General features: G+C 39.2%; 27 protein-coding genes and 2 tRNA genes. 18 read left to right on the top strand and 11 right to left on the bottom strand.

Annotated features, from left to right (window positions below):
• Positions 1-123 precede the first annotated feature (123 nt).
• From WC460_00315 to WC460_00325, 3 genes are all read right to left on the bottom strand, one after another.
• Positions 124-197: transfer RNA gene (locus WC460_00315), tRNA-Val, on the bottom strand.
• Between the two features lie 318 nt (positions 198-515).
• Positions 516-597, bottom strand: a tRNA-Leu gene (locus tag WC460_00320).
• 7 nt (positions 598-604) lie between these two features.
• The gene (locus WC460_00325) at positions 605-1,252 is read right to left on the bottom strand and encodes an LAGLIDADG family homing endonuclease (protein MFA5187790.1); all 648 of its coding nucleotides are present in this window, start codon (positions 1,250-1,252) and stop codon (positions 605-607) included.
• A gap of 159 nt (positions 1,253-1,411) precedes the next feature.
• Between WC460_00325 and WC460_00330 the strand changes: the two genes are divergently transcribed.
• Positions 1,412-2,749 (top strand): phosphoribosylglycinamide synthetase C domain-containing protein, encoded by a 1,338-nt coding sequence (locus WC460_00330; GenBank protein ID MFA5187791.1) that lies wholly within the window; start codon positions 1,412-1,414, stop codon positions 2,747-2,749.
• A gap of 56 nt (positions 2,750-2,805) precedes the next feature.
• Here the strand turns inward: WC460_00330 and WC460_00335 are convergent, their stop codons facing one another.
• Positions 2,806-2,994 carry a ferredoxin gene (locus WC460_00335; protein MFA5187792.1) on the bottom strand — a complete coding sequence of 63 codons (189 nt, stop codon included), beginning with the start codon at positions 2,992-2,994 and terminating at the stop codon, positions 2,806-2,808.
• Between the two features lie 160 nt (positions 2,995-3,154).
• Between WC460_00335 and WC460_00340 the strand changes: the two genes are divergently transcribed.
• From WC460_00340 to WC460_00375, 8 genes are all read left to right on the top strand, one after another.
• Entirely contained in the window at positions 3,155-3,409 is a 255-nt protein-coding gene (locus WC460_00340) for a hypothetical protein (GenBank protein ID MFA5187793.1), read from the top strand.
• 31 nt (positions 3,410-3,440) lie between these two features.
• Entirely contained in the window at positions 3,441-3,992 is a 552-nt protein-coding gene (locus WC460_00345; protein MFA5187794.1) for a methyltransferase domain-containing protein, read from the top strand.
• Positions 3,993-4,015: 23 nt separating this feature from the next.
• On the top strand, positions 4,016-4,441 hold the full coding sequence (locus WC460_00350) for a hypothetical protein (protein MFA5187795.1): 426 nt from the start codon (positions 4,016-4,018) through the stop codon (positions 4,439-4,441).
• A 39-nt stretch (positions 4,442-4,480) separates the two neighbouring features.
• The gene (locus WC460_00355; GenBank protein ID MFA5187796.1) at positions 4,481-4,837 is read left to right on the top strand and encodes a YraN family protein; all 357 of its coding nucleotides are present in this window, start codon (positions 4,481-4,483) and stop codon (positions 4,835-4,837) included.
• Positions 4,838-5,329: 492 nt separating this feature from the next.
• Entirely contained in the window at positions 5,330-6,694 is a 1,365-nt protein-coding gene (nusA, locus tag WC460_00360) for a transcription termination factor NusA (GenBank protein MFA5187797.1), read from the top strand.
• Positions 6,695-6,741: 47 nt separating this feature from the next.
• Entirely contained in the window at positions 6,742-7,497 is a 756-nt protein-coding gene (locus WC460_00365; GenBank protein MFA5187798.1) for a YidC/Oxa1 family membrane protein insertase, read from the top strand.
• Positions 7,498-7,661: 164 nt separating this feature from the next.
• Positions 7,662-7,982, top strand: coding sequence for a hypothetical protein (locus WC460_00370; GenBank protein MFA5187799.1), 321 nt, complete (start codon positions 7,662-7,664; stop codon positions 7,980-7,982).
• A gap of 122 nt (positions 7,983-8,104) precedes the next feature.
• Positions 8,105-9,073 (top strand): hypothetical protein, encoded by a 969-nt coding sequence (locus WC460_00375; GenBank protein MFA5187800.1) that lies wholly within the window; start codon positions 8,105-8,107, stop codon positions 9,071-9,073.
• Between the two features lie 70 nt (positions 9,074-9,143).
• On the opposite strand, the gene WC460_00380 is transcribed toward WC460_00375, so the two are convergent.
• Positions 9,144-9,743 (bottom strand): hypothetical protein, encoded by a 600-nt coding sequence (locus WC460_00380; GenBank protein MFA5187801.1) that lies wholly within the window; start codon positions 9,741-9,743, stop codon positions 9,144-9,146.
• A 137-nt stretch (positions 9,744-9,880) separates the two neighbouring features.
• Between WC460_00380 and WC460_00385 the strand changes: the two genes are divergently transcribed.
• Positions 9,881-11,272 (top strand): O-antigen ligase family protein, encoded by a 1,392-nt coding sequence (locus tag WC460_00385; protein MFA5187802.1) that lies wholly within the window; start codon positions 9,881-9,883, stop codon positions 11,270-11,272.
• A gap of 76 nt (positions 11,273-11,348) precedes the next feature.
• On the opposite strand, the gene WC460_00390 is transcribed toward WC460_00385, so the two are convergent.
• The 6 genes from WC460_00390 to WC460_00415 form a co-directional block, all read right to left on the bottom strand.
• A complete protein-coding gene (locus WC460_00390) occupies positions 11,349-11,705 on the bottom strand; it encodes a hypothetical protein (GenBank protein ID MFA5187803.1) in 357 nt (118 codons plus the stop codon).
• A 153-nt stretch (positions 11,706-11,858) separates the two neighbouring features.
• Positions 11,859-12,620, bottom strand: a complete 762-nt coding sequence (locus WC460_00395; GenBank protein MFA5187804.1) for a hypothetical protein — start codon at positions 12,618-12,620, stop codon at positions 11,859-11,861.
• A 150-nt stretch (positions 12,621-12,770) separates the two neighbouring features.
• A complete protein-coding gene (locus tag WC460_00400) occupies positions 12,771-13,412 on the bottom strand; it encodes a hypothetical protein (protein ID MFA5187805.1) in 642 nt (213 codons plus the stop codon).
• 83 nt (positions 13,413-13,495) lie between these two features.
• Positions 13,496-13,948 carry a hypothetical protein gene (locus tag WC460_00405; protein MFA5187806.1) on the bottom strand — a complete coding sequence of 151 codons (453 nt, stop codon included), beginning with the start codon at positions 13,946-13,948 and terminating at the stop codon, positions 13,496-13,498.
• 203 nt (positions 13,949-14,151) lie between these two features.
• A complete protein-coding gene (locus WC460_00410; GenBank protein ID MFA5187807.1) occupies positions 14,152-14,739 on the bottom strand; it encodes a hypothetical protein in 588 nt (195 codons plus the stop codon).
• A 155-nt stretch (positions 14,740-14,894) separates the two neighbouring features.
• Complete coding sequence (locus WC460_00415) at positions 14,895-15,260, bottom strand: hypothetical protein (protein ID MFA5187808.1); 366 nt, start codon at positions 15,258-15,260, stop codon at positions 14,895-14,897.
• A 375-nt stretch (positions 15,261-15,635) separates the two neighbouring features.
• Here WC460_00415 and WC460_00420 point away from each other — a divergent pair, with 375 nt between their 5' ends.
• From WC460_00420 to WC460_00455, 8 genes are all read left to right on the top strand, one after another.
• Positions 15,636-15,926 (top strand): hypothetical protein, encoded by a 291-nt coding sequence (locus tag WC460_00420; protein ID MFA5187809.1) that lies wholly within the window; start codon positions 15,636-15,638, stop codon positions 15,924-15,926.
• A gap of 368 nt (positions 15,927-16,294) precedes the next feature.
• Positions 16,295-16,579: a co-chaperone GroES gene (locus WC460_00425; protein MFA5187810.1), complete on the top strand. Its 285-nt coding sequence runs from the start codon at positions 16,295-16,297 to the stop codon at positions 16,577-16,579.
• A gap of 33 nt (positions 16,580-16,612) precedes the next feature.
• Positions 16,613-18,250 (top strand): chaperonin GroEL, encoded by a 1,638-nt coding sequence (groL, locus tag WC460_00430; GenBank protein MFA5187811.1) that lies wholly within the window; start codon positions 16,613-16,615, stop codon positions 18,248-18,250.
• 223 nt (positions 18,251-18,473) lie between these two features.
• Entirely contained in the window at positions 18,474-18,866 is a 393-nt protein-coding gene (locus WC460_00435) for a hypothetical protein (GenBank protein MFA5187812.1), read from the top strand.
• A gap of 1 nt (position 18,867) precedes the next feature.
• Entirely contained in the window at positions 18,868-19,626 is a 759-nt protein-coding gene (locus tag WC460_00440; protein MFA5187813.1) for a hypothetical protein, read from the top strand.
• On the top strand, positions 19,619-21,526 hold the full coding sequence (locus WC460_00445; GenBank protein ID MFA5187814.1) for an SPFH domain-containing protein: 1,908 nt from the start codon (positions 19,619-19,621) through the stop codon (positions 21,524-21,526). Before WC460_00440 ends, WC460_00445 begins: the two co-directional genes overlap by 8 nt.
• Before the next feature lie 264 nt (positions 21,527-21,790).
• Positions 21,791-22,171, top strand: coding sequence for a YggT family protein (locus WC460_00450; protein ID MFA5187815.1), 381 nt, complete (start codon positions 21,791-21,793; stop codon positions 22,169-22,171).
• 62 nt (positions 22,172-22,233) lie between these two features.
• Positions 22,234-22,383 (top strand): lmo0937 family membrane protein, encoded by a 150-nt coding sequence (locus tag WC460_00455; protein MFA5187816.1) that lies wholly within the window; start codon positions 22,234-22,236, stop codon positions 22,381-22,383.
• The last annotated feature ends 170 nt before the right edge of the window (positions 22,384-22,553 follow it).

Raw genomic sequence — 22,553 nt, forward strand, 5'->3', positions numbered from 1 at the left:
TCAACTATAATTATATTTCAGAATTTTAAAGTATAGCAATAATTAGGCATAAAGTCAATAGTAGCACTGGTAAATATTTTTTGCGACTTAAAAAAATTGCTTTTTTAGAGCAATTTTTTTTGATGGGCGCTGGAGGGATCGAACCCCCGACCTACTCGGTGTAAACGAGTCGCTCTAACCAGCTGAGCTAAGCGCCCTGGAATAACTAATAACTTATAACTATAACAATAACTCTTGGTATGCGCTTAGCGAAGCTGGTTGCCGTCCGTAAATACTTTAATTCACAACTGCCTGCCTGCCGTAGCTTTAGCGAAGGCAGGAGCTAAGCGCCCTAGAATAACTAATAATTTATAACGATAACAATAACTTTTGTAAGGAGCTTAGCGAAGCTGGTTATCACCCATAAATACATACTAACCAAACTGCCTGCCTGCCGTAGCTTTTTTATCCGCCGAAGCTTTAGCGTAGGTGGAAGCGAAGGCAGGAGCTAAGTGCCCTTGGATTTTTTTTGCGGGTGCGCGGGAGAGGACTCGAACCTCCACGCCTTGCGGCACAGGCACCTCAAGCCTGCTTGTCTACCGGTTTCAACACCCGCGCAAAAGGTTTAATTTATATTATCAAGTATATTAAAAATTTTCAAGCGTTTTCTTCGTAAACATGGTATTTTATCTGAATAATAAATTTTTTTTAGTAAAATTTTCGATTCATTCTTGGCATATTTTAGTTGATATATTGTAGATTTTTTGGCATGAGTAATGTGCCCATTTAGATTAATAATTTGTTTGATACTTTTCCTTAACCATAAAATATGTTGTTTGCTTGCAGACACGAAAGTCGTATAAAACATTAAACTTGATTTCCAGCGTTTATCCCAATAAGAATAAAAGGAACCATCTCCATCAAAGTGACCTCTTAAAAAATCAAAAAAATATTGTTTAGGAATTTTTATGTCATTTAATATTTTCGTTTTGTTTGGCATTAACCCTATGCTTAATAAGAATTTATAAAAATTAACATCCCCAAATTGAATTACATAATATTTTTTTATTTTATTTCCACCCCGCGATTTTTTACCAATTTTGTTCGTTAATTTTAATATTTTTTTGAATTTTAAAACAAGCTCTTTGTCCTTAGATGTAAAGTGAATGTGCCTCTTATCAGATGAAAGATTTCCATCGGTTGTAATTAGTCCAATAATATAGGCAAACTCTGGAGCCCATTTAATTAAAATTTTTGATTGTGGTTTTGACATAATTATCTCAAATTCAAAGCGTCTGCCAATTTTATTATATAATATTTTTACTCTTAACACAAGTTTATTGACATTGTTTTCCTATTCTGTAAATATTAAGGCAAGTAAAACGGGGGCCAATTATGGTCCTTTTAAAATTTCAAGAAGGAGGTAGGTGAAATGGCAGAGTTCAAGGTTTTGCTGATTGGTTCGGGAGGCAGGGAGTATGCTTATTTAAGAAAGCTACTTCAAGCCTCGGAGGTGTTTGTTCATGTTGCTCCGGGCTTAAGCGGCATGCTGTATTTTCTTAATGAGGAAGAGCGCAGCCGGGTTAAGCTTTATCCGGAAGTAAAAGCAACTGACGTTAAGGCGATTTTGCAACTGGCGCAAACAATCATGCCCGATCTGGTTGTGGTCGGGCCTGAAACGCCGCTAATCTTCGGCCAGGCTGATGAATTGCTCGCCAAGGGCTTGAAGGTTGTCGGCTTTACGGCCAAGGGCGCGGAACTGGAAAACAATAAGGCCATGGCTAAAGCAGTTTATCAGCAGCTTGGTGAGCCGACTGCTCCGGGCAAGCTGGTGCTAAGCCTGCCAGAAGCCATTCCTTTTATTGAGCAATGCCGCCGTGATGGCATTCCTTTAGCTTGCAAAACCAACCACGAAGCAGCGGGCAAGGGCGTTATTGTTCCGTCGCCCGAAGGCCAGGATGGCAAAGATCACTGGACCTTGGTGGAAGAAACCCTGGTTCAAATGTTTGATCCTAAAAAGCCTCTTGGCTTTTTGTCCAAAGCCGTCTTGCTGGAGCATTGCTACCGCTCGTTGAGAGAGTGGTCAGCCATGTACTTGCTGGGCAAGAATGGCTTTTGTTTGCCCTGGATGCCAACTAAGGACCACAAACTGCTGCACGGCAATAACACTGGCGGCATGGGCATTGTTACCCCGGCGCCGGGATTTTCCATGGCTGACATGAACAAGCGATTGGGAATAATTGCCAAAGTGCGTCAATATCTGGCAGACAGATTTGGCATTGAGCTCTGCGGAATCCTTTACGAAGGATTGAATCGCATTGGCCTGATCGATTATCTGCTGGAAACAAATATCCGCGGCGGTGATCCAGAAACCCAAGCCCAGCTGGAATATATTCTGGGAGTGGCTTTCCACGAACTGCTTTTGGCAGCATGCGAAGGCAATACCGGCATTTTAAGCCAAGTAAAAGTGCCAGAAGACATGGTATCAGTTGGCGTGGTCATGGCTTCCACGGGTTATCCAGGTGATTATTCTGCCCAAAAAGGCAAGGAAATCATCATTCCCCGAGATCTACCGGAAAACGTAATTATCCATCCTGCTGGCCTGGTCTTGGAAGACAACAAACTGAAGATTGCTGGCGGCCGAGTATTAATGGTTTCTGCCAAAAGAAAAACAATACCCGAAGCCAGGGACATTGTGTACAAAGTGGTCAAGGAAATACAACATGACGGTGCTTTAGACTGGCGCGAGGATATTGGCATCGCTGCCTAAACTTACATAAACACAAAAGGTCGGATTAAAACCCGGCCTTTTCTTTTTGAAAATTTTTATTCTTCAATACTAATACACTGCACTGGACAGGCATCAACTGCCTGGTCAATTTTGTCTTTAAACGGCGCGTAATCTGGCATTTCTTTGACCTGGCTTTTGCCGTCATCTAAATGAAAGACTTCAGGGCAAAGGCCTTCGCAGGTGCCGCAGCCAATGCAGAGCTCTTGGTTGACGATTGGTTTCATATTAAATAAATGATTTCCGCCAAAGGCGGATCAGCCTCTGGCTGAAAATTGTTAGGTTGTTAGTACTCTTTATAGTATGGTAGCAATTTTTATAGGTTTAGACAAGATGGTTGTTTTTTGTTATTATTATAAGAGAATTAAATTTTAAGCCAAAACCAGCATGTTATTTGTTAGAATATTTGGAGTAGTTTTATTTATCTTGGGTCCAGTCTTAGTTTTTAAATCTGAATGGTTTTTGGAAAACTTTGGACGCATTGAATGGGCGGAAAAACACTTGAGCACAGAAGGCGGGACTCGTGTTTTCTATAAAATTTTAGGCTTGATTTTCATGTTTTTCGGCTTAACCATGATTTTTAATCTGTTTGGCGGCATTGTTTTGTGGATTTTTTCACCTTTGCTGCCTAAAGGACAATAATTTTTAATCTTAATTTTTTTATTTTAAAAATATGCCAGTTTCAGGCGGCGCTCAATTTCTTAATCCAAAAGAAATTTTGGGAAAACTTCAAATTACTGAGGGCATGACGATTGCAGATTTGGGTTGCGGAAATTTGGGTTATTTTATAATCCCGGCAGCCAAACTAATAGGCAAAGAAGGCAAGGCTTATGCCGTAGATATCCAAAAATCTGTTTTGGACGCGGTTGTTAGCCGGGCGAAACTTGATTCTTTGACCAATATTGAGACTATTTGGTCTAATCTGGAAGATGCTGGTTCAACTAAAATTCCAAGTGGCACCGTAGATATTGCAATTTTAGTCAATATTTTATTCCAAAATAAAAAGAAAAAGGAGATCATCTATGAGGCTGCGCGTATTTTGAGAAATGGCGGCAAGGTGATTATTATTGACTGGAAAAAAATTGGCATCCCATTTGGTCCGCCCGTAGAATTACGAGTTGAGCCAAATGTTATAAAAAGCTGGGCGACTGAATTGAGGTTGCGGTTAATAGAAGAAACTGAATTTGGTGATTATTTCTGGGGCTTAATATTTGAAAAAATTTAACTTACTAATAATTTTAGCAATTTATGATTTTCTTAGGAATTGATTGGGGGAAGATTTTTTCCGTACCTTTTTGGTTAGATGTTAATCCAGGCGAATTGTCAGCACGTTTTGAGCAGATGTTTCTGGTTGTTTTAGCTGTGAGCTATTTAATTTACGGTCTGAGCAAACTGATGGCCAAGAGATTAAAAATAAAACGCGAGTTTGTGCGCGCTAAGTTTTGGGTAAAGGTGGGTAATTTTTGTCTGACCATGGCCATTTCCTTTACTTTTATTTTCTTTTTTCGTTATGAAGCAATTCCGGTTTTGGGCGGCAGGTTTTGGATTTTTATCTGGCTGCTGATGGGTGTGATCTGGCTGGTTTATTTAATCAGGTATTATTTTGTCGTCATGAAAAAACAGCTAAGAGAGCTGAATGAAAAGCAGAAATTAAATAAATACTTAAAAAAATAAGATAAGAATAGGCCGGGTTGGCCTATTTTTATATTACAGATGTCTTATAAACAAAATATCGGCAAATATGGGCAAGAAGTGGCTAGAAAATGGCTGCAAGCCAGGGATTATAATTTTTTAGCTGCAAATTTTTCCACCAGGCATGGCGAGCTTGATTTAATTTTTGAAAAAAATAAGCAGATAATTTTTGTGGAGGTTAAAACACGCTTGTCTGATAAATTTGGCCTGCCCGAAGAAGCGGTCACAGAACAAAAGAAAGCCAAAATGTCTGAAGCAGGCTTAAAATATCTGGCAGCCAATCAAATTGCTAGTGATAATTATCGTTTTGACATTGTGGCAGTGGAAATAGATAAAGCTAATAAAAAAGCGAAAATTAGGCACCATAAGGGGATTTAAGAAATTTTTAATATTAAATTTTTAATTTTTAATCAATTAATAAATGACTAAATTTTTAATTAAATTTCAATTTCTAAATTCTAAATACTGTTTCAGAGTTTGAAATTTGCAAACTGAATTATTGTTATTTATTTGGGATTTGGTATTTGTGGATTTAATTGAAAATGACAAATGACAAAACTCAAAAGACAAAATAAATATAAAGTTCAAATAATAAAATTTTGTTATTTAAATTTTGGGCTTTGAAATTTTTTTGTCTTTTGTCTTTATAATTTTGTCATTCTTTACAAAATACGTGCTGTTGACATAAAAGTTTTTACCAGGTATAATACAATCAAGCTAGTTTAATGTATTTTAAACTAGTTATTTTAATAAGTGGTAAGAGGAAATAGGTAATACGTAATAGGTAGCAAGGTATTGGTGAATATTAAAATTTATTTTTTTCCTTTCCGTATTACATATTTCTTATATCTAATATCTAATTTCAAGCATATGGATTTACAATCAATACAACAGGCAGTAAAGCAGATTGCCTCTGAAAAAGGCCTGTCAGAGGCAGCAATAATGGAAACTATTAATTCAGCCTTGGCCGCGGCTTATCGCAAGGATTTTGGCCAGAAAAACCAGAATATTATTTTTGAGTTTGATGTTAAAAGCGGCAAAATGAGGGTTTATGATAAAAAAATCGTGGTTGATTTTCCTGCAGAATTTATTAAAAAAATAGATGAAAACGGCCGTGATAAAAAGTATGTGGAGGAGCTTGAGGAAGGCGCTGTTTTACCAGAAGGCCAGGAACCTCTGAAATTCAATCCCAAAAATGAAGTTTTGCTGGAAGATGCCAAAAAAATTAATAAAAAAATAAAAGTTGGTGAAGAATTAATTGTGGACCTGGAAATTCCAGCTGATTTTGGCCGCATGGCTGCGCAAACAGCCAAACAGGTGATTATCCAAAAAATCAGGGAATCTGAAAGAGAAACAATTTTTAATGAATATAAGCAGAAAGAAGGTCAGTTAATAACAGGCACGATTCAAAGAAGGGAAATGGCCGGACTTTTAATTGATTTGGGCAAGATTACCGCTTTGATGCCATTTGAAGAACAAGTCAGAAATGAGCGTTATGTTCCCGGGGAAAGAATGAAATTTTATATTGCCAGGGTGGAAATGACAATAAAAGGCCCTGAAATTATAGTTTCCCGTTCAAGCTCAGAATTAATCAAAAAATTATTTGAATCAGAAATACCAGAAATTAATGCAGGCTCAATTGAGGTGATGTCTATTGCCCGCGAAGCAGGCTTTCGTTCAAAAGTGGCTGTCAAAAGCAATCAGGAAAATATAGATCCGATTGGTTCATGCGTTGGCCAGCGTGGCGCCAGAATTCAGACTATTATCAATGAGCTGGGCGGTGAAAAAATTGATATTATTGAATGGAATGAGGAACCTCATAAATTTATCAGCAATGCCTTATCACCGGCTAAAGTCGTAAGCTTGGATATTTCTGAAAAAGATAAAACAGCTTCAGTCACTGTTCGTGAGGATCAGCTTTCTTTAGCAATCGGCAGGGAGGGCCAAAATGTTAGGCTGGCTGCCAAATTAACCGGCTGGAAAATAAATATTGTCAAAGAAACCCCAAGCGGTGAAAAAGAAGAAGTCGTGGCTGTTGATGGGGCTGGCACGCCTGTTCTGGAACCTGAAAAAACAGAGGAATCAAAAGACGCTAAAAAAGATGAAAAGAAAAAAGCCAAAAAGGCTGCCAAGGAAAAAAAGGTGAAAAAATCAGAAACTAAGAAAAAATCTCCCAAAGCCGAGCCAGAAGAAACAAAATCTGAAGAAGCAAAAGAGCAACAAAAAGAGGATTAAGAATTTCAGATTTTTGCTTTCAGATTTCATAATTCATAATTTATCAAATGTCTTATCTAATCTACGTTTACAACTTAATTTTTTATCAGCCGCTTTTTAATGGCTTGATTTGGCTTTATAATGTTTTGCCTGGCCATGACATTGGCATAGCGATTTTAGTTTTGACTGTGGCAATCCGCGTAATCCTTTTCCCGCTTTATTACCAGTCAATCAAATCGCAAAAAGCTTTACAGGATATTCAGCCCAAAGTTGATGCTTTGAAAAAACAGTATGCCAATGATAAGGAAAAAATGGCGCAGGAAATGATGAATTTGTATAAGCAAGATAAAGTCAATCCTTTTTCATCATGCCTGCCGCTCTTGATTCAATTTCCATTTTTAATTGCTGTTTATCAGGTCTTTAGACAAGGCTTAAGCTCGCAGGGTTTTGAAATGCTTTATTCTTTTGTGGCTCAGCCAGATAAAATCAACCCCATATTTTTGGGCTTTGTTAATTTAGCTGTTCCTAGTTTGGCGCTGGCAGTCTTGGCTGGCGCGGCTCAATTCTGGCAAACAAAAATGCTGATGGCCAAAAAGCCGCCTTTAGTAAATCAGAAAGAAATAAAAGGTTCAGGAGATGAAAAAACTTTGGCTGTGATGAATAAGCAAATGCTGTATTTTATGCCGATTTTTACTGTCATTATTGGCGCCAGTTTGCCGGCTGGATTAACATTGTATTGGTTTACCACGACATTGCTCATGGCCTTGCAGCAGCTGTGGATGTTTGGACGACATAAGAAAACTGAAACACCTGCCTCCGTTTAAAACTTCGGTCTTCACCGACTGAAGTCGGTTTCGACCGACGAAGGTCGGCAGGCAGGCTAAAATAATTCACAAAAACACACGAAAACTTGACGATTTTTTGAGTAGGGGAAGTATAGGAAATTAATTTTTGTATATTTGTATTTAATTTGTAGTTTTGTAGTGCTATGCTTATTAACCAAAAGCAATTAAAGAAGATCAGAGTAGAAACGCAAAGCGGGCAGTTTTTGGGTTATGTTTCAGATTTTGAATTGGAAACAGAGACTGGCATAATTGAAAAATATCTGGTCAGAAGCAACAATTTGATGTCAGGACTTTTTGAAGGCAAATTAATTATTCATAAAAGGCAGATTATAAATTTTGATGATGAAAAAATGGTTGTAGAAGATGCGGCGCTGAAAGAAAAAATCGGGCACAAAGCTTTTGAAAAAGTAGAAAATGTAGAAGGAATTGAACCGGTAATTTCTAGCGAAATTAATAACCAATGAATAAAAGTTCCAAATAACAAATAAATTATAAATTCTAAATCCAAATAATTAAAAATTGTTTTAAGATTTGATTATTGGGATTTATTTGGAGCTTGGAATTTGAAGTTTGTGATTTTCCAGATATGTTTAACCTAAACTACTTAGAACTCTTTATACTAAACACAATTATCTATTTTGATCTTTTTGATTACCCCTTAACTTTAAATGAAATTTATACTCATCTTTTTACAGGCGGCATGGTCGGCAGTAATTATTCTTTAACTGAAATTGCCAGTGAATTAAAAACAAATCCTAAGCTTAATAAAATAATAGCCACTGAACGTGGTTTTTATTTTTTGCAAAATCGGCAGAAAATAATTCAAACGCGTTTAGGGCGTTATGTCTTGGCAGAAAAAAAATGGAAAATTGCGCTATGGGCCGGCCGAATTTTTAAATACCTGCCCTTTGTAAAATTAATTGCGGTCTGCAACAGCCTGGCCTATAACAATGCCAAAATTTCCAGTGATATTGATTTTTTTATAGTGACAGCAAAAAATAGAATCTGGCAGACTCGTTTATTTTTAATTTTTACCATTGCTGTGCTGGGTTTGCGGCCGCCAAAAAATAAACAGCCTGATAAAATTTGCCTGAGCTTTTATTTGGCTGAAGATGATTTGGATTTAACAAAAATAAAAATCGCGTCCGAAGATATTTATCTGGTATTTTGGCTGGCTACTTTGCTGCCTATATATATGAGAGATGAAATGTATGACCAGTTAATTGCGGCTAATCCTTGGCTTAATAAATATCTGCCCAACTGGCAGCCGGTTAAACCAAGCCTCAGGCGCAGAATTGAAGATAATAAATTTAGTAAGTTTGTTTATCAGGCCAGAGAATTTATCTTGCAAAGCTGGCTGGGAGATTGGCTGGAAAATCTGGCAAGGCAACTGCAAATCAAGCATATGTCGCAAAAGAAAAAGGATTTAGCTGTTTTGGGTGATAAACGGGTAATTATTTCAGATACGATTTTAAAATTTCATGAAAACGACCGGCGGGCGGAATATCAGGAAAAATTTGAGAAAAAGAGGGAAGAATTATTAAAAAATATATAAAATAAAAAAGCCGGCTCATCCATTTGGACAAGCCGGTTTTGAATTTTTATTTGTTGTTCAATTATTTCGGTCAATAATCCGGCCCTTGGAGTTCAGGGCAAGGATACTTCCATGCTGATTGGTGTTTTATGTGGTCATTGAGGCTTTCGAGACAATTGTGATTGGGATCAACGCCGCTTGTTTCCTGGCTTATCGCTTGAGCCCCGTTTTCATCGCTTAGGTGCAAGGCAAGGCTACTGACCTTTGCATTGCAGACAGGGTCTGGGTTGAGTTGGCCATCTTTGCCAATGTAGAAAGAACCGTAAGGAAATTGGTTGGGCTGAATTCCACCCAGACAAAAGCTGTTGATCAACTCTTTCCCGATATGCATTCCTTCAATACTCACCTGACCATCCAGAACATAACCTATGGTATAGGTCTCATTCTTATTGCGCAAGTAGTATCTCACGAGTTTGCCGTCGGTCGCTTTGACATAACTCATTCTTGACTCGTACGGTGATGCAATCCCCGAGGTAGTCAATGAGCCATAAAGGCCGATGGTATGCTCCCCGCCGGGAAGTTCAATGGAGAACCTTATGAGCCTGTACTGGGTTATCAGAATCAAGATGATCGCCACTAGTGGAATGCTAATTAATAACCGCCACTTTAACGCTGTTATATCTACTAACATTTCCTTCCTCCTTAAATTTTGAAAGAATTAATCGCTAAATTAGCGATTTTGAGACCATCTAGGTCATTTGATAGTTTAGCATTTTTAAAGGTGTTTGTCAAGAGTGTGGGATTTTCTTGTTTTGGTATAATTAACTTATGCCCAAATTCGCCAAAACAATTGAATATCTTTTTTACCTTTTTATTTTTTCTTTACCCTGGCAAACCAGGTGGATTTGGCATTATGGCAGTTTAAATGGGGGGCAAAGCGAATATCTGACTTTTAGTTTGTATGCTACGGAAATTCTGCTTTGGCTGATTTTGTTTTTGACAATAATTTACAAAATTAAAATTAAGGATGAGGAAGCCGGGATTTTAAATTATAAAATTCTGGATTTTTATATTTTATTTGGCTTGTTAGTAATTGTATCGGGCTTATCAATAATTTGGGCTCAAGATAAACAAGTGGCATTTTATTATTTAATAAAAATGCTGGAAGGCTTGGCGCTGCTGATTTTTATTATTAATTTTAAGCTTAGTTTTAAAAAAGTTGGCTTAGCAATTGTCGCCTCTGGTTTTGTCCAGGGAGTTTTAGCAATCTCCCAATTTGTATCTCAAAAAGTTTGGGTTAGCAAATGGCTGGGCATGGCTGAACAGCTGACGCAAACACTCGGGACTTCAGTAGTTGAAGCAAATGGAACAAGATGGTTGCGCGCGTATGGTTCTTTTGCCCATCCTAATATCTTGGCTGGTTGTTTAGTTGTCAGTTGTTTGTTTTTAGTTGTCTTATTAATCTTGTCCAAACACAAATGGGAAAAAGTTTTTTTGTGGATTTGCTGGCCAATAATCTTGGCTGGTTTATTTTTTACTTTTTCCAAAAGCGCATTTTTAGCCTTGGGAATTGGCTTTCTGTTTTTAAGCATATTTATTTTTTTAAGTTATGAAAATAAAGCTAAAATTATTTTGAGCCAGTTAATTGGCAGCGGATTTTTGGTTTTGGCTGTTTTGACTTTATTTTACAGCCAGTCGGTTTTTACGCGTATAAATGGGGAGGAGAGGCTGGAACAAAAATCAATGACTGAACGCACTCTTTATTTTGAACAAGCCAAAGATTTAATTCAGGCCAATTGGCTTAAAGGCGTTGGCTTGGGCAATTATACTTTAGCTTTATTTAATTATTTGCCAGCCAAACAGCCTGTCTGGTTTTATCAGCCTGTACATAATGTTTATGTTTTGGCAGCGGTTGAGCTGGGCATTTTAGGTTTTATAATTTTTGTGTTGATCATTATTAATATTTTAAGAAAAATTTGGGATTTTAAAATTGATTATAATCTGAAATTGCTGGCTATTTTTCGGAATTTTAAATCTAAGGAAATATATCATCACTATAAAAATCATTTTTTCTGGTTTTTGGGTCTTACAGGAGTTTTGATCGCGATTTTAATTTTAATGGCCTTTGATCATTTTTTTTGGACAATGTGGTTTGGGATTGCGTTGTGGTGGATGTGTTTGGGGTTGTGGTTGAAGGGGACACAAATTAACACGAATTGAAAACGAATTTAGGAAAATAAAAAACCCGCCGTTGCTTCTTTTGAAGTTCCGGCGGGTGATTTGTTGAAGCAGTTAATTAACTGCCAGCATACTTGAAGTTGATTCCCCAAGCGTGTTTAGCGACGGTGACGTTGCCGTCAACCATTAATGTGCTCTGGTTGGTGAAATCCGGCAGCCAATGGTTGGTGTTTGGAAGATGAACTGCAAATTCACAGCCCGGAGTCATGTCTTTTTTGTTGATTTTGATTGTCCCCTGGCCTACGCCCATCATTTCCCATTCACTGGTTTTGCAGTCGCCATAAAGTACCCATTGATCATGTTTGTCCAGATTTATCTGGATCGTCTCGGTGGACTTTTTGTGGGCGAAGAAAAACAAGCCAGAAAGAGTCGTTACCGAAATGACAATAGCGAACACTAACACGATTTTTTTCATTCTTTTTCCTCCTAGAAAAATTTTTACTTTTTCAAAAGGGCAAAGCCCTTTACTATCCTCGTCTCAAGATGAAATATTTTAATATTACATCCTGGGATGAGGCGGGCGATCTTTTTAGACCGCCCGCGGTTTTGTTTGAATTAAGAATACAGATTACTCGTTATCACCTGTTAACGCCGATCTGTATTCTATCAGAGGACAGACCTTTTCTTTCTTGGCATGAATAAATTCCGTAACCAAGTCGATTGTTTTGCTGTCTTTCCCCTGAAATAATCCGGTTATAATCACGGCTACGTACTGGATAAAGATCCAGCTAATAATCAATAGCACTGTGGCAAAAAAGAAGTCCACTATGCCCTCATAGTAGAACCCAAAGTTTGCTATCTTTTGATTGTAGCTATGAAGGAAAGCCAGGCTCGTGATTATCACCGCTGGTATTATTGAAAATGCCAGTACTTTATTTTCGGTGCCCGAGTCTAATCCCTCGATAGTCCTTAGGTAGTATTTGTAGGTAAGGCGGAACCCTAAGAATGTTACAATCGCGAGGGTTACCGATAGAAGAAAGATCCAATTGAAATTTTTGTCCTTTTCTTCTTGTCCCGGCTGATACCACTCCCGCTCATCAGGCGTTTTTAACCGCCAGTGAGTATTTTCAACCAGATTTCCCTCAGTAGAATGATTGTAGCTTTTTTCTGCCACGAAGTATTTGTCAACGATTTTGGGTTGAATTACTTCCTGGTTAAGCAAATAGCCAGCGCCAATCACCATAAAAATTGTTGCGATTAGAGCGGGAATCACTGCCAAGCCAAGCAGAACGTTTCTGACTAAAGTCCAGACGTATGAACATAGGTCAGTTGGTTTCTCCCTCGTCAACTTTACTATTCTGTAATGCCACGATTTTTCAGAAATTCTCATTCTTTCCTCCTTGGAAATTTTTGTATTTACTTTTCAAAAAGGGCAAAGCCCTTTACTATCCTCGTCTCAAGACGAAATAATTTACTCGAAACTATTCCGTCCTGGGATGAGTGGGGCGATCTTTGCAGACCGCCCATAAGCTGGTTTTGTTCAGAAGTAGTAGGAGAATTTTCCGTTTTCGTTCGTGAAACCGACGGTTTTCTTGAGCAGTTTACAGCTTCCTGCGCCGTCGCAGAATTCGAGAGAATAGGGAGTGGCTATCAGGTAGCTGTATATGGGCAACTGGGGTTCGATAAGGTGCTCATTTAACCAGTAGGCCGTGGGTAAGCCAATTACAATTTCTATCGGTGGGGTATAGATTTTAAAAACCCCACCACTAAGCCTGTATGCTTCGAGATCAAGCGTCGTCTGGGTATTCCCCTTTGGATCTTTTCGGTAAAAGACGAAGAAAGCTTTGGCGGGTTGGCTGTTTGTTTCCGTGATTTCCAGGTTGCTCAGATCGTAGATCCTGTCGCTTACCTGCATCAGTTCTTTCACGACCCAATCGTTGCTTTCCTGTCTGGCCTGTTTTGCCTTGTTGAGCTGCCAGTTATAGCCGAGATAGAGGCCGAAGGGAATGACAATCAGCGTTAAAATCAAATTGATTATAACGATTAGGCACCCACAGCCTCTTTTTTCTACGACCACGATTCTTTCCTTTTCTACCTCTTCAATTTCTTTTTCTTCCATTTGTACATTTTCCTTTTTCGTTTCTGAATTTTTGAAAGAGCAAAGCTCTTTTATTTTCCTCATCTCAAGACAAAATAATCTACACGAGACCATCCTGTCCTGAGATGAGGGGGGATCGGAAGATCCCCTGTATGAATTTGCCGATGCTATTCGTTCGGCTCGAGGTTTTGATTGTACTTTTCAATCAGGTTGATGATCTCTGTGATTGTATCATCATCTTCACCCGATGTAATTGGGTAAGGCCCTGATTTAGAATCTTCTCCCGGGTCATCGTCTTCATATCTGACCCTTCCCGAAACGAAAACAATTTTGTCGTTTTCATTTTTGATTCTTACGGAGTAAAAACTCCGCATTTCAAAGTTGCCCTGTCTGGTATGGTTAAGGTGATATTGGGAAAGTTTTTTATCTTCAGAATCTCCCTCCTCAATTTCCCAACCAGTAAAAACTTGGACTTCTCGGTTTCCGATTTTTTCTACGACGTGTCTTTTCCGATGTTTTAGTACACCATCATGGCCTTCGTTGCATTGGGAAAGAGGGATTTCTCTCCCGCATCTTTTGCATCGGCCAAATGGTACGATTTCAGTTTTATAGATTTCCATCTTTCCTCCTTTGAAATTTTTTTAAAGAGCATAGCTCTTTTTCTATCCTCGTCTCAAGACGAAATGATCTACTAGAGACCATCCCGTCCTGAGATGAGGGGGGATCGTTGGATCCCCTATGTCGCGGGCGATCTTCGTTAAGACCGCCCGCGAGCTTTGTCAGCGATTGCTACACATCGCAAAGGGTTTCTTAATTTAAAACCTTAAGAGTTGCGATATTTTTGAATGAACCCAAGAATCTTCGTGATGATTTTTTCACTTTCCTGTGGATGTAGAGGTAATGGGCCTGGATCAGACCGAAGCTCGATAAATTCTTCTTCCTCGTCATCAGCATCTTCACATTCATATGTGCCTGAAACGAAGATAATATCGTTATTAACCTTTTTTACAGTGATGTAGAAGGTTTCAACTCGAAGATTTTTCACATCACAATTATGGATAATACGATATTCGGAAAGGCTTTTATCTTCAGCTTCAACATGGATATCAGAAGCATCTGATTGCATGACGCCAGCAACTAGCATCTTGAAAAGCGTGGCCAGGGTTTTTTCTTCAGAATTTACTTCCTCAATATCCCACGTTAAGGTCGTTTCACGTTCACCTTCGATCGGCCTAACAATACATAGGTTTGATAATGTAACCATCCCCCAGGGAATAGCATGATTATGGTACATTTGCATCCGCGGTGACTCACTTTCCAGATCTGGCCACTCTTCGCACACTGAAAGTGGAATTTCACCACACTCCTCACAGCATCCATAGGGCTCTAATATTTGTTCATGAATCCTCAACATATTTCCTCCTAGAAAATTTTTCGTATTTAATTTTCAAAAAGGGCAAAGCCCTTTACTATCCTCGTCTCAAGACGAAATAATTTACTCGAAACTATTCCGTCCTGGGATGAGTGGGGCGATCTTTGCAGACCGCCCGCGGGGTTGTTTGTGTATCACCTGATTTTTGCGACGCGGTGCCAGGTGGTGATGACCTCTACATCATAAATTGGCAGATCGTCATCTCCTGGTTCGTCATCAAAAGTCGAAAGATAGCTCAGGTCAAAGACCTTTCCATAGTCGGCCTTTCTCGGTGAATATTTTTCCGGTTCCCTTCTTACAAGGATTGAGTTGGTATCGTCTATCCAGGCCAGATATTTGGCCAGACAGATAGGGCATCGCGCTTCGGCAACGAGCATTCCTTTGTATTTGTTGTCAAAGTAAACGCCGGCTTCCTTTTCGGTTATGGGTCTTGGTTCTTCTAACAGTTCCACTGGATGTTCGCAATGAACGCATGCGGTCGCACCTAAGTTTCGGCTCATTTTTTTCCTCCTTTAGAAATTTTTGGTTTATTCTTAGCCTTTTGGCTGGTTTTCATTTATATTTTTAACCCAAAATGAATTGGGTGTTGTAAAATTACTGTTTATATAATAGCATACTTTTATAAAAAAGTCAAGGGTTTTGTGGGCTATTTTGTTAGAAATTGGCCCTGAAAGGGCCCCTTTGGGGCTAAAATAAGCTATTTTTTAAAGATTTGCCTGGGAAGATAAAAAATTATTCCCCACTTTAGTGGGCTCGCCTTGGCGAAGCCAGGCCTGCTAAAGCAGGGTATAAATTATTAATACAAAAGGGTTTTTATTTGACTTTAAATGAATTTTTAGATAAAATATAATCGTTAGATAAAATAATTTTTATTTATGCTGACCCATGAAGATATACAAAAAATAATAGAAGCGCAAAGGGGAATTTTTGCTACCAAGGAAGATTCATCTAAGCTTAGTATTGAAATTGTTAATATTAAAGAAACAATGGCAACCAAGGAAGATTTTAGTAGATTAGAAGGTCAATTTAATCGCCTTGTTGATTCTATTGATAAGTATGCTAAGAAGGTGGATGACTGCTATCAAGAAATGGTGGCTAGGATAGTAAGCTTAACCGTCATGAAAGATGGTGCCAGCTTATCGCTGAAAAGCTTGATATTAAATTAGAATATTAATTTTCCAATTTTTAAAATATAGTTTTTAACGGTTGGCATTGCTGGCCGTTTTTTGTTTGACAAAGTTTGGCTAATTATATAAGCTAATTTAATAGTAAAAAGGTAATTTTTAGTACTTTGAACGGGGGACTGCCAATAGGTTTAAAATATCAAAAGACAAAGCACAAATAACAAACCTTCGTTTGCCCTAGCAAACTACGGCTTGCGAAGGCAAAATAATAATAAAATATAAAATTCAAAATTTTAGTATTTGATATTTGGGTTTTGAATTTATTTTGTCCTTTGGATTTTGATGTTTGTCATTTAATCTCATCGTAACCCACTAAAGTGGGGTATAAAATTAAATTTAAAATTATGTCTATGTACAAACCCTTAAACGATCACGTCTTAATCAAGCCAATCAATGGCAATGAAGTTTCCAAGGCCGGCATTATTTTGCCTGACACGGTTGACAAAGAAAAGCCAGAAAAAGGCGAAGTTGTGGCCGTAGGTTCTGGTAAACTTTTGGAAAATGGATCTAGAGCGCCAATGTCTGTTAAAGTCGGGGATAAGGTTATTTTTAAAAAATATTCACCGGACGAACTGCCGGGGGATGAAGATTTGATGGTGATAAAGGAGGAGGATATTCTTGCGATAATTCAATAATTTTTAATTTTTAATTTTTAATTTTTTGAAAATATGAGTAAGCAAATTTTATATGATGTTAAGGCCCGCGAGGCCTTGAAGCGGGGGGTTGATAAATTAGCCAATACAGTCAAAATCACTTTGGGTCCAAAAGGACGCAATGTTGTTCTGGATAAAGGTTTTGGCGCGCCAACAATTACCAAAGACGGAGTGACAGTGGCTAAAGAGATTGAATTAGAAGATAAATTTGAAAACATTGGCGCTGAACTGGTTAAAGAAGTTGCTTCCAAGACAAACGATGTTGCCGGTGATGGAACCACCACAGCGACTTTACTGGCCCAGGTCATGATTAATGAAGGCATTAAAAATGTGACTGCTGGCGCAAATCCTTTGGCCATAAAACGCGGCATTGAGAAAGGTGTGGTAGCAATTATTGAAGAATTAAAGAAAAATATTTCCAAGCCCATAGTTGGCAATGAAGAAATTGCTCAGGTTGCTTCTATTTCTGCCAATGATACGGAAATTGGCAAGATGATTGCTGAAGCAATGGATAAGGTTGGCAAAGATGGCGTGGTCACAGTTGAAGAATCGCAAGGTTTTAGCATGGAGCTGGAATTAGTTGAAGGCATGCAATTTGATAAAGGCTATATGTCTGCTTACATGATTACCAATCCTGATCGCATGGAAGCTGAATATAAAGATTGCCATATTTTAATTACTGACAAAAAAATTTCAGCTGTGGCAGATATTCTGCCTATTTTAGAAAAATTGGCTGAAATGGGCAAAAAGGAACTGGTCATAATCGCTGAAGAAGTTGACGGCGAAGCTTTGGCAACTTTAGTAGTTAATAAATTGCGCGGGGCATTTAATACTCTGGCAGTGAAAGCGCCTGGCTTTGGTGATCGCAGAAAAGCAATGTTAGATGATATCGCTGTTTTAACAGGCGGGCGGGTGATTAGTGAAGAAGTAGGTTTGAAATTAGAAAATGTTAAAATTGAAGATTTGGGCCTGGCTGCAAAAATTGTGGCGACCAAAGAAAACACCACGATTGTTGATGGCAAAGGCGATAAAACAGCCATTGATGAAAGAATTAAACAACTTAAAAAAGAATTAGAAACTTCTGATTCTGATTTTGATAAAGAAAAATTACAAGAACGTTTGGCCAAATTAGCCGGCGGAGTAGCTGTCATTAAAGTCGGTGCTGCCACTGAAACTGAACTTAAAGAAAAGAAACACAGGATTGAAGATGCGCTGGCAGCGACTAAAGCTGCTGTGGAAGAGGGTATTGTGCCAGGCGGCGGAGTCGCTCTTTTACGCAGTCGTTTAGTTTTAGATAATACTGAGGCTGAAGGCGAAGAAAAAATCGGCATTGATATTTTAAGAAAGTCATTGGAAGAGCCGTTAAAAACAATTGCTTACAATGCAGGCAAAGACGGTTCTGTGATTGCTGAAGAGGTTAAAAAATTAACTGGCAATAATGGCTACAATGCTGAAACAGATAAATTTGAGGATTTAGTTGCAGCCGGCATTATTGATCCGACAAAAGTAACTCGATCAGCTCTGCAAAATGCAGCTTCAATAGCAGCCATGTTTTTAACAACCGAAGCAGTAGTGACTGATTTGCCGGAAAAGAAAGATGAACATGCTCATGGCGGCGGTATGCCGGATATGAGCGGAATGGGTATGATGTAAACTACAGATTACAGATTTATACAGATATACAAATATAATATAAAAAAAGATCGTCTGGAAATGGGCGGTCTTTTTGTTTTTTTCAAATGTTGTCTAAATTGCCGTCAGATCAAAAAATGCTTGACAATTTTTAAAATTATGTTAAGGTGTATTGTTACCCGTAAACGGGTATTTTAATATGTAATTTGACAACTAAAACAAAGAAAAAGGAGGAAGTATAGAAGTGGAAAAATATGCTAACTTAAAGGAGTTTTTAAGCATCCTGATTGACTTTCTTAACAAGTTTTTCAGCGTGTTTCTGGTTGAAGGCAGTTCTCTGCAATTTCAGCAGATAGTGAAAATTTCAGCCCTGGTTATTTTGCTGGCCTTTATCTGTTTAATTATTTTGTTCATTTACAGAATAATTGATCAGAGTTTAAAGCCATTGATTGCCAGCGTAAGCCAAAAGAGCGAGTATGTCTTATATCTTCTTTTGGCGACTTTACTTTTGTTTTTCACTTCTGCTGTCAGTTTTAAAACAGCTGCCACTGCTTTGGGCTGCTTTATTGGCATCCATTTTGTTTACAACTACTACTTTAAAGGTGGTAATGTAAAAGTAAAACGAGAGGAGGAATAGCATGGAGTTAAAAGTTCTGATGTACTGGTACAACCTAATCTATGTTGTCCCGTTTTGTCTGGGTGTCATACTGCTGATTCTGCAGACCATTGGCCTGGGCGAAACCGGGCTTGACCATGACGTGGATCAAGACATTGATCACGACATTGATCATGACATTGAGTGCGATGCTGATAGCGATGCAGATAGTGGCACTGATCATGACGCTGAACACGGGCATGATGTTGAGTCCGATCAGGACAGCTTGTTTTGGAAAGTTGCCCTGCTCATGGGTATTGGCAAAGTCCCGCTTTCCATTATTATGATGACATTCTGTTTTGTCTGGGGATTTGTCGGCTATATGCTGACAGCATTTGCTCAGACAATATTAAGAACACCGTTTCTGTTTTTCCCGCCGGTTTTTCTGGCCACGCTGATCATTGCAGTTTTTGCCACTGGTTATGTGGCCAAAGCAGTTGCCAGGATAATGCCGAAAACTTCAACCTTTACCACCACGGTAAAAGATTTAGTGGGTAAGGTCGGTGAATCATTATATCCAATTGATCAAGATCACGGCACAATCAGAGTCACGGATCAATTCGGTAATTTGCAGCAATACGCTGCTTATACATCGGGTGGAGTTTATATCCCAGGTAATACGCAAATACTGCTGGTTAATTGGGATGAACAGCGTGACGCTTTTTTTGTCACAGTTTTGCCGCCTGAATTGGCAGATTTGAAAAAAGAAGAAGAAAGGTTAAAAGGAGGAAAAGATGCATAGACGTGAAGAGTATGAGGAAGAAATGCCAAGAAAAAAAGGAGGAGAAGTAAGCATGGACAGTAAGAGGAGCATAGCGTCGTTTGCCGGAGGACTGATTTTCATTTCTCTGGCTCTAATCATCGGTCCGTTTTTTCTCAAGGTGGGCTGGACAATCCAGTTAGTGCTTGGTGTGTTCGGCATTCTGGGTTTGATCATTGGCGCCATTTTGGTGACCATTGCCAAACTCTATGTCAAAACAGCGGCTGATGTGGCTTTTTACCGCACAGGCCAAGGCAAACCCAAAGTGATTATTGACGGTGGTGCGATTGTTGTGCCGGTTATCCATGAGATTATTCAAGTATCGTTGCAAACCATGAAGCTGGAGGTTGATCGCAGCGGTCAGTTGGCATTAATTTGTAAGGATTATTTGCGAGCTGATGTAACAGCTGAATTTTACATCCGCGTGCAAAAGGACAAAGACGGCGTGACAGCTGCAGCCACCACGTTGGGCCGCGACGCCATGACCGCTTCCACGATCAAAGATCGGTTGATGGAAAAATTGGTTTCTGCTTTGCGGACAGTGGCAGCGACCATGGATCTGAATGAACTGCATCAGGAACGCGATAAATTCGCGGCCGCAGTTCAGGAAGCTGTAACCAAAGACATTAAGCCCAACGGCTTGGTCTTGGAAACAGTAACCATTTCCCGGTTGGACATGACTGATCCGAAAAACCTGCGGGAAGATAATGTCTTTGATTCCCAGGGCTTGAAAAAAGCCGCATCCATCGTGCAGGAACAGAAAATCCAGAGGAATAAGATTGAAAGGGAAGCTGAACTGCAAATCACGCAGAAAGACGTTGAAACCAGGAAGAGCGTCTTGGCTCAACAGCAGGATCAGGCTTTTGCCGAGGCAGACCAAAAAGCCAAAGTCGCCAATCAGCAGGCCCTAAAGGAAAAAGATATCCAGCAGTTCAAGATTGAACAGGATCAGGCCGTACAAACGCGCCAAGTGGAAAGCGAAAAGGCAGTCCAGACTGCGCAGTTCCAGAAAGATGCAGAGCTGGTAAAACAAGCTCAAGCAGTTGCTACTGCAGAAGTAACCAAGACTCAGGCAGTTGATGTCGCCAATAGAGAGAAAGATGTTGCGATCGCTGATGCTGAAGCAAAAAGAGCGGAAGCACAAGCGAATCAGCGCATAGCCGAAGCCAAGGCTCGGGAAGCTCAGGAAAAAGTGACGACAGCTGCGACTCTGGAAATTGCCCGGCGCAACAAGGATCAAGCAGTTATTGCAGCCGAGCAGGAAGGTCAGCAAAATCTGATCAAGCAGCAAAAGATTGCTGATGCGGCTGCATACACCAAGACCAGAGAAGCAGAAGCAGATAAAACTGCGGCAGAAAATCAGGCTCAAGCCCAGATTCGTTTGGCTGATGCTGGCTTGGTTGCCAAGCAAAAAGAGGCCGAAGGAGACAGGGCCGTAAAAATCGTACCGGTTCAGGTCGCCTCTGAGCAGGTTGAAGTTGACCGCAAGTCCGTTGAGGTCCTGACTGAAAAACTCAAGGCCCAGGATACGTATCAAGAGGCAGCGATTAAGCTGGAGATCTTTAAAGCCAAAATCTCGGCCGGACAAGTGGTTGGCGTGGAAATGGCCAAGGCCTTTGCTCAATTCATGAGCAAAGGCGACTTCAACATTTTCGGCGATCCCAAAACTCTGGCTGAGATGACCGCACTCTTTACCAAAGGGTTGGGCATCAGTCAGTTGCTCGAAGGCATGAATGATGGCAGTCCTGAGCTGGCAAAGCTGGCCGGAACCGGTATTGCCGCCGCTACCGCCGGACTGGAAGCGATTAAAACTAAGGCCGAGGAAGTCGCAGGCAAAGGAGGGAAAGGCAAGGGTAAAGAAACTCCTCCACCCGAAGCTTAAATAGCAGAATTATAAAATAATTCCAAGGGACGATTAATTTCGTCCCTTTTTTGCTACGAATTTTAGGATCCTAATTTACAAATCTGCTACTAATCTACGAATATTTCCAGTAATAAAAAAATCGTCTGGTAATGGGCGGATTTTTCATTTTTATGGTATAATATAAAAAGTTATAGGAGCTATAAGAGCTAAAGGCGGAGATGGGGATTAAAGCATAAGAAAAGTCTTAAAAATAATTAATTTTAATTAAAGAACTTTAAAAATATGGAAAATAATCTAAAAGAGACAACACCTACCCAAGGAGGCGTCACAAATCCAGTTAAAGAAAAAGCAACTGGTTCTCAGATGGCCGAATATTTAGTTTTTTTCTTTTTTGGAGCGTTGGATATACTCTTAGTTTTCCGGCTTATTCTTAAACTGACAGGAGCAAGTATAACAAGCGCCTTTGTGGGTTTTATCTATGGTTTAAGCGGAATTTTTATTTTGCCTTTTGTAGGAATATTCCACAGCGGGTATACTCAAGGCATAGAAACAACTGCAGTTTTTGAACCGTCAACGCTAGTCGCAATTATTGTGTACGCTGTTTTGGCTTTGGGCATTGTTAAGCTAATACGAATATTTTCCCGCGAACAGCGAGCTTCTTAGCTTATTTGATTTGTTTAGTTTAAAGATATGTTTAGCACTAATATAATTAATATAAAAAAATTATGTTGCTTACAATTGCAGTCATTTTAATCATTCTTTGGCTTCTTGGCTTAATCACTTCTTATACCATGGGAGGATTAATCCACATACTTCTGGTTATTGCGATCATTATAATCGTGGTCCGATTGATCAGAGGAGAAAAGATATTTTAAGTGCGTTACATACCAATTGATTTTGTTTGTAAAATGAAAAAGCTCCTTATACCGGATAAATAAAAAACCTTTTCTAAAAGATAGGGTAAATTTTGTTGTAAAAACTTATCCACAGGGGATTTTTCTGCAGAAATGGCGAAAAAATGGTATAATATATAAAAATTATAGGA

The organism is Patescibacteria group bacterium (assembly GCA_041651155.1).
Taxonomy (GTDB): Bacteria; Patescibacteriota; Patescibacteriia; order CAIXNZ01; family CAIXNZ01; genus JAPLYF01.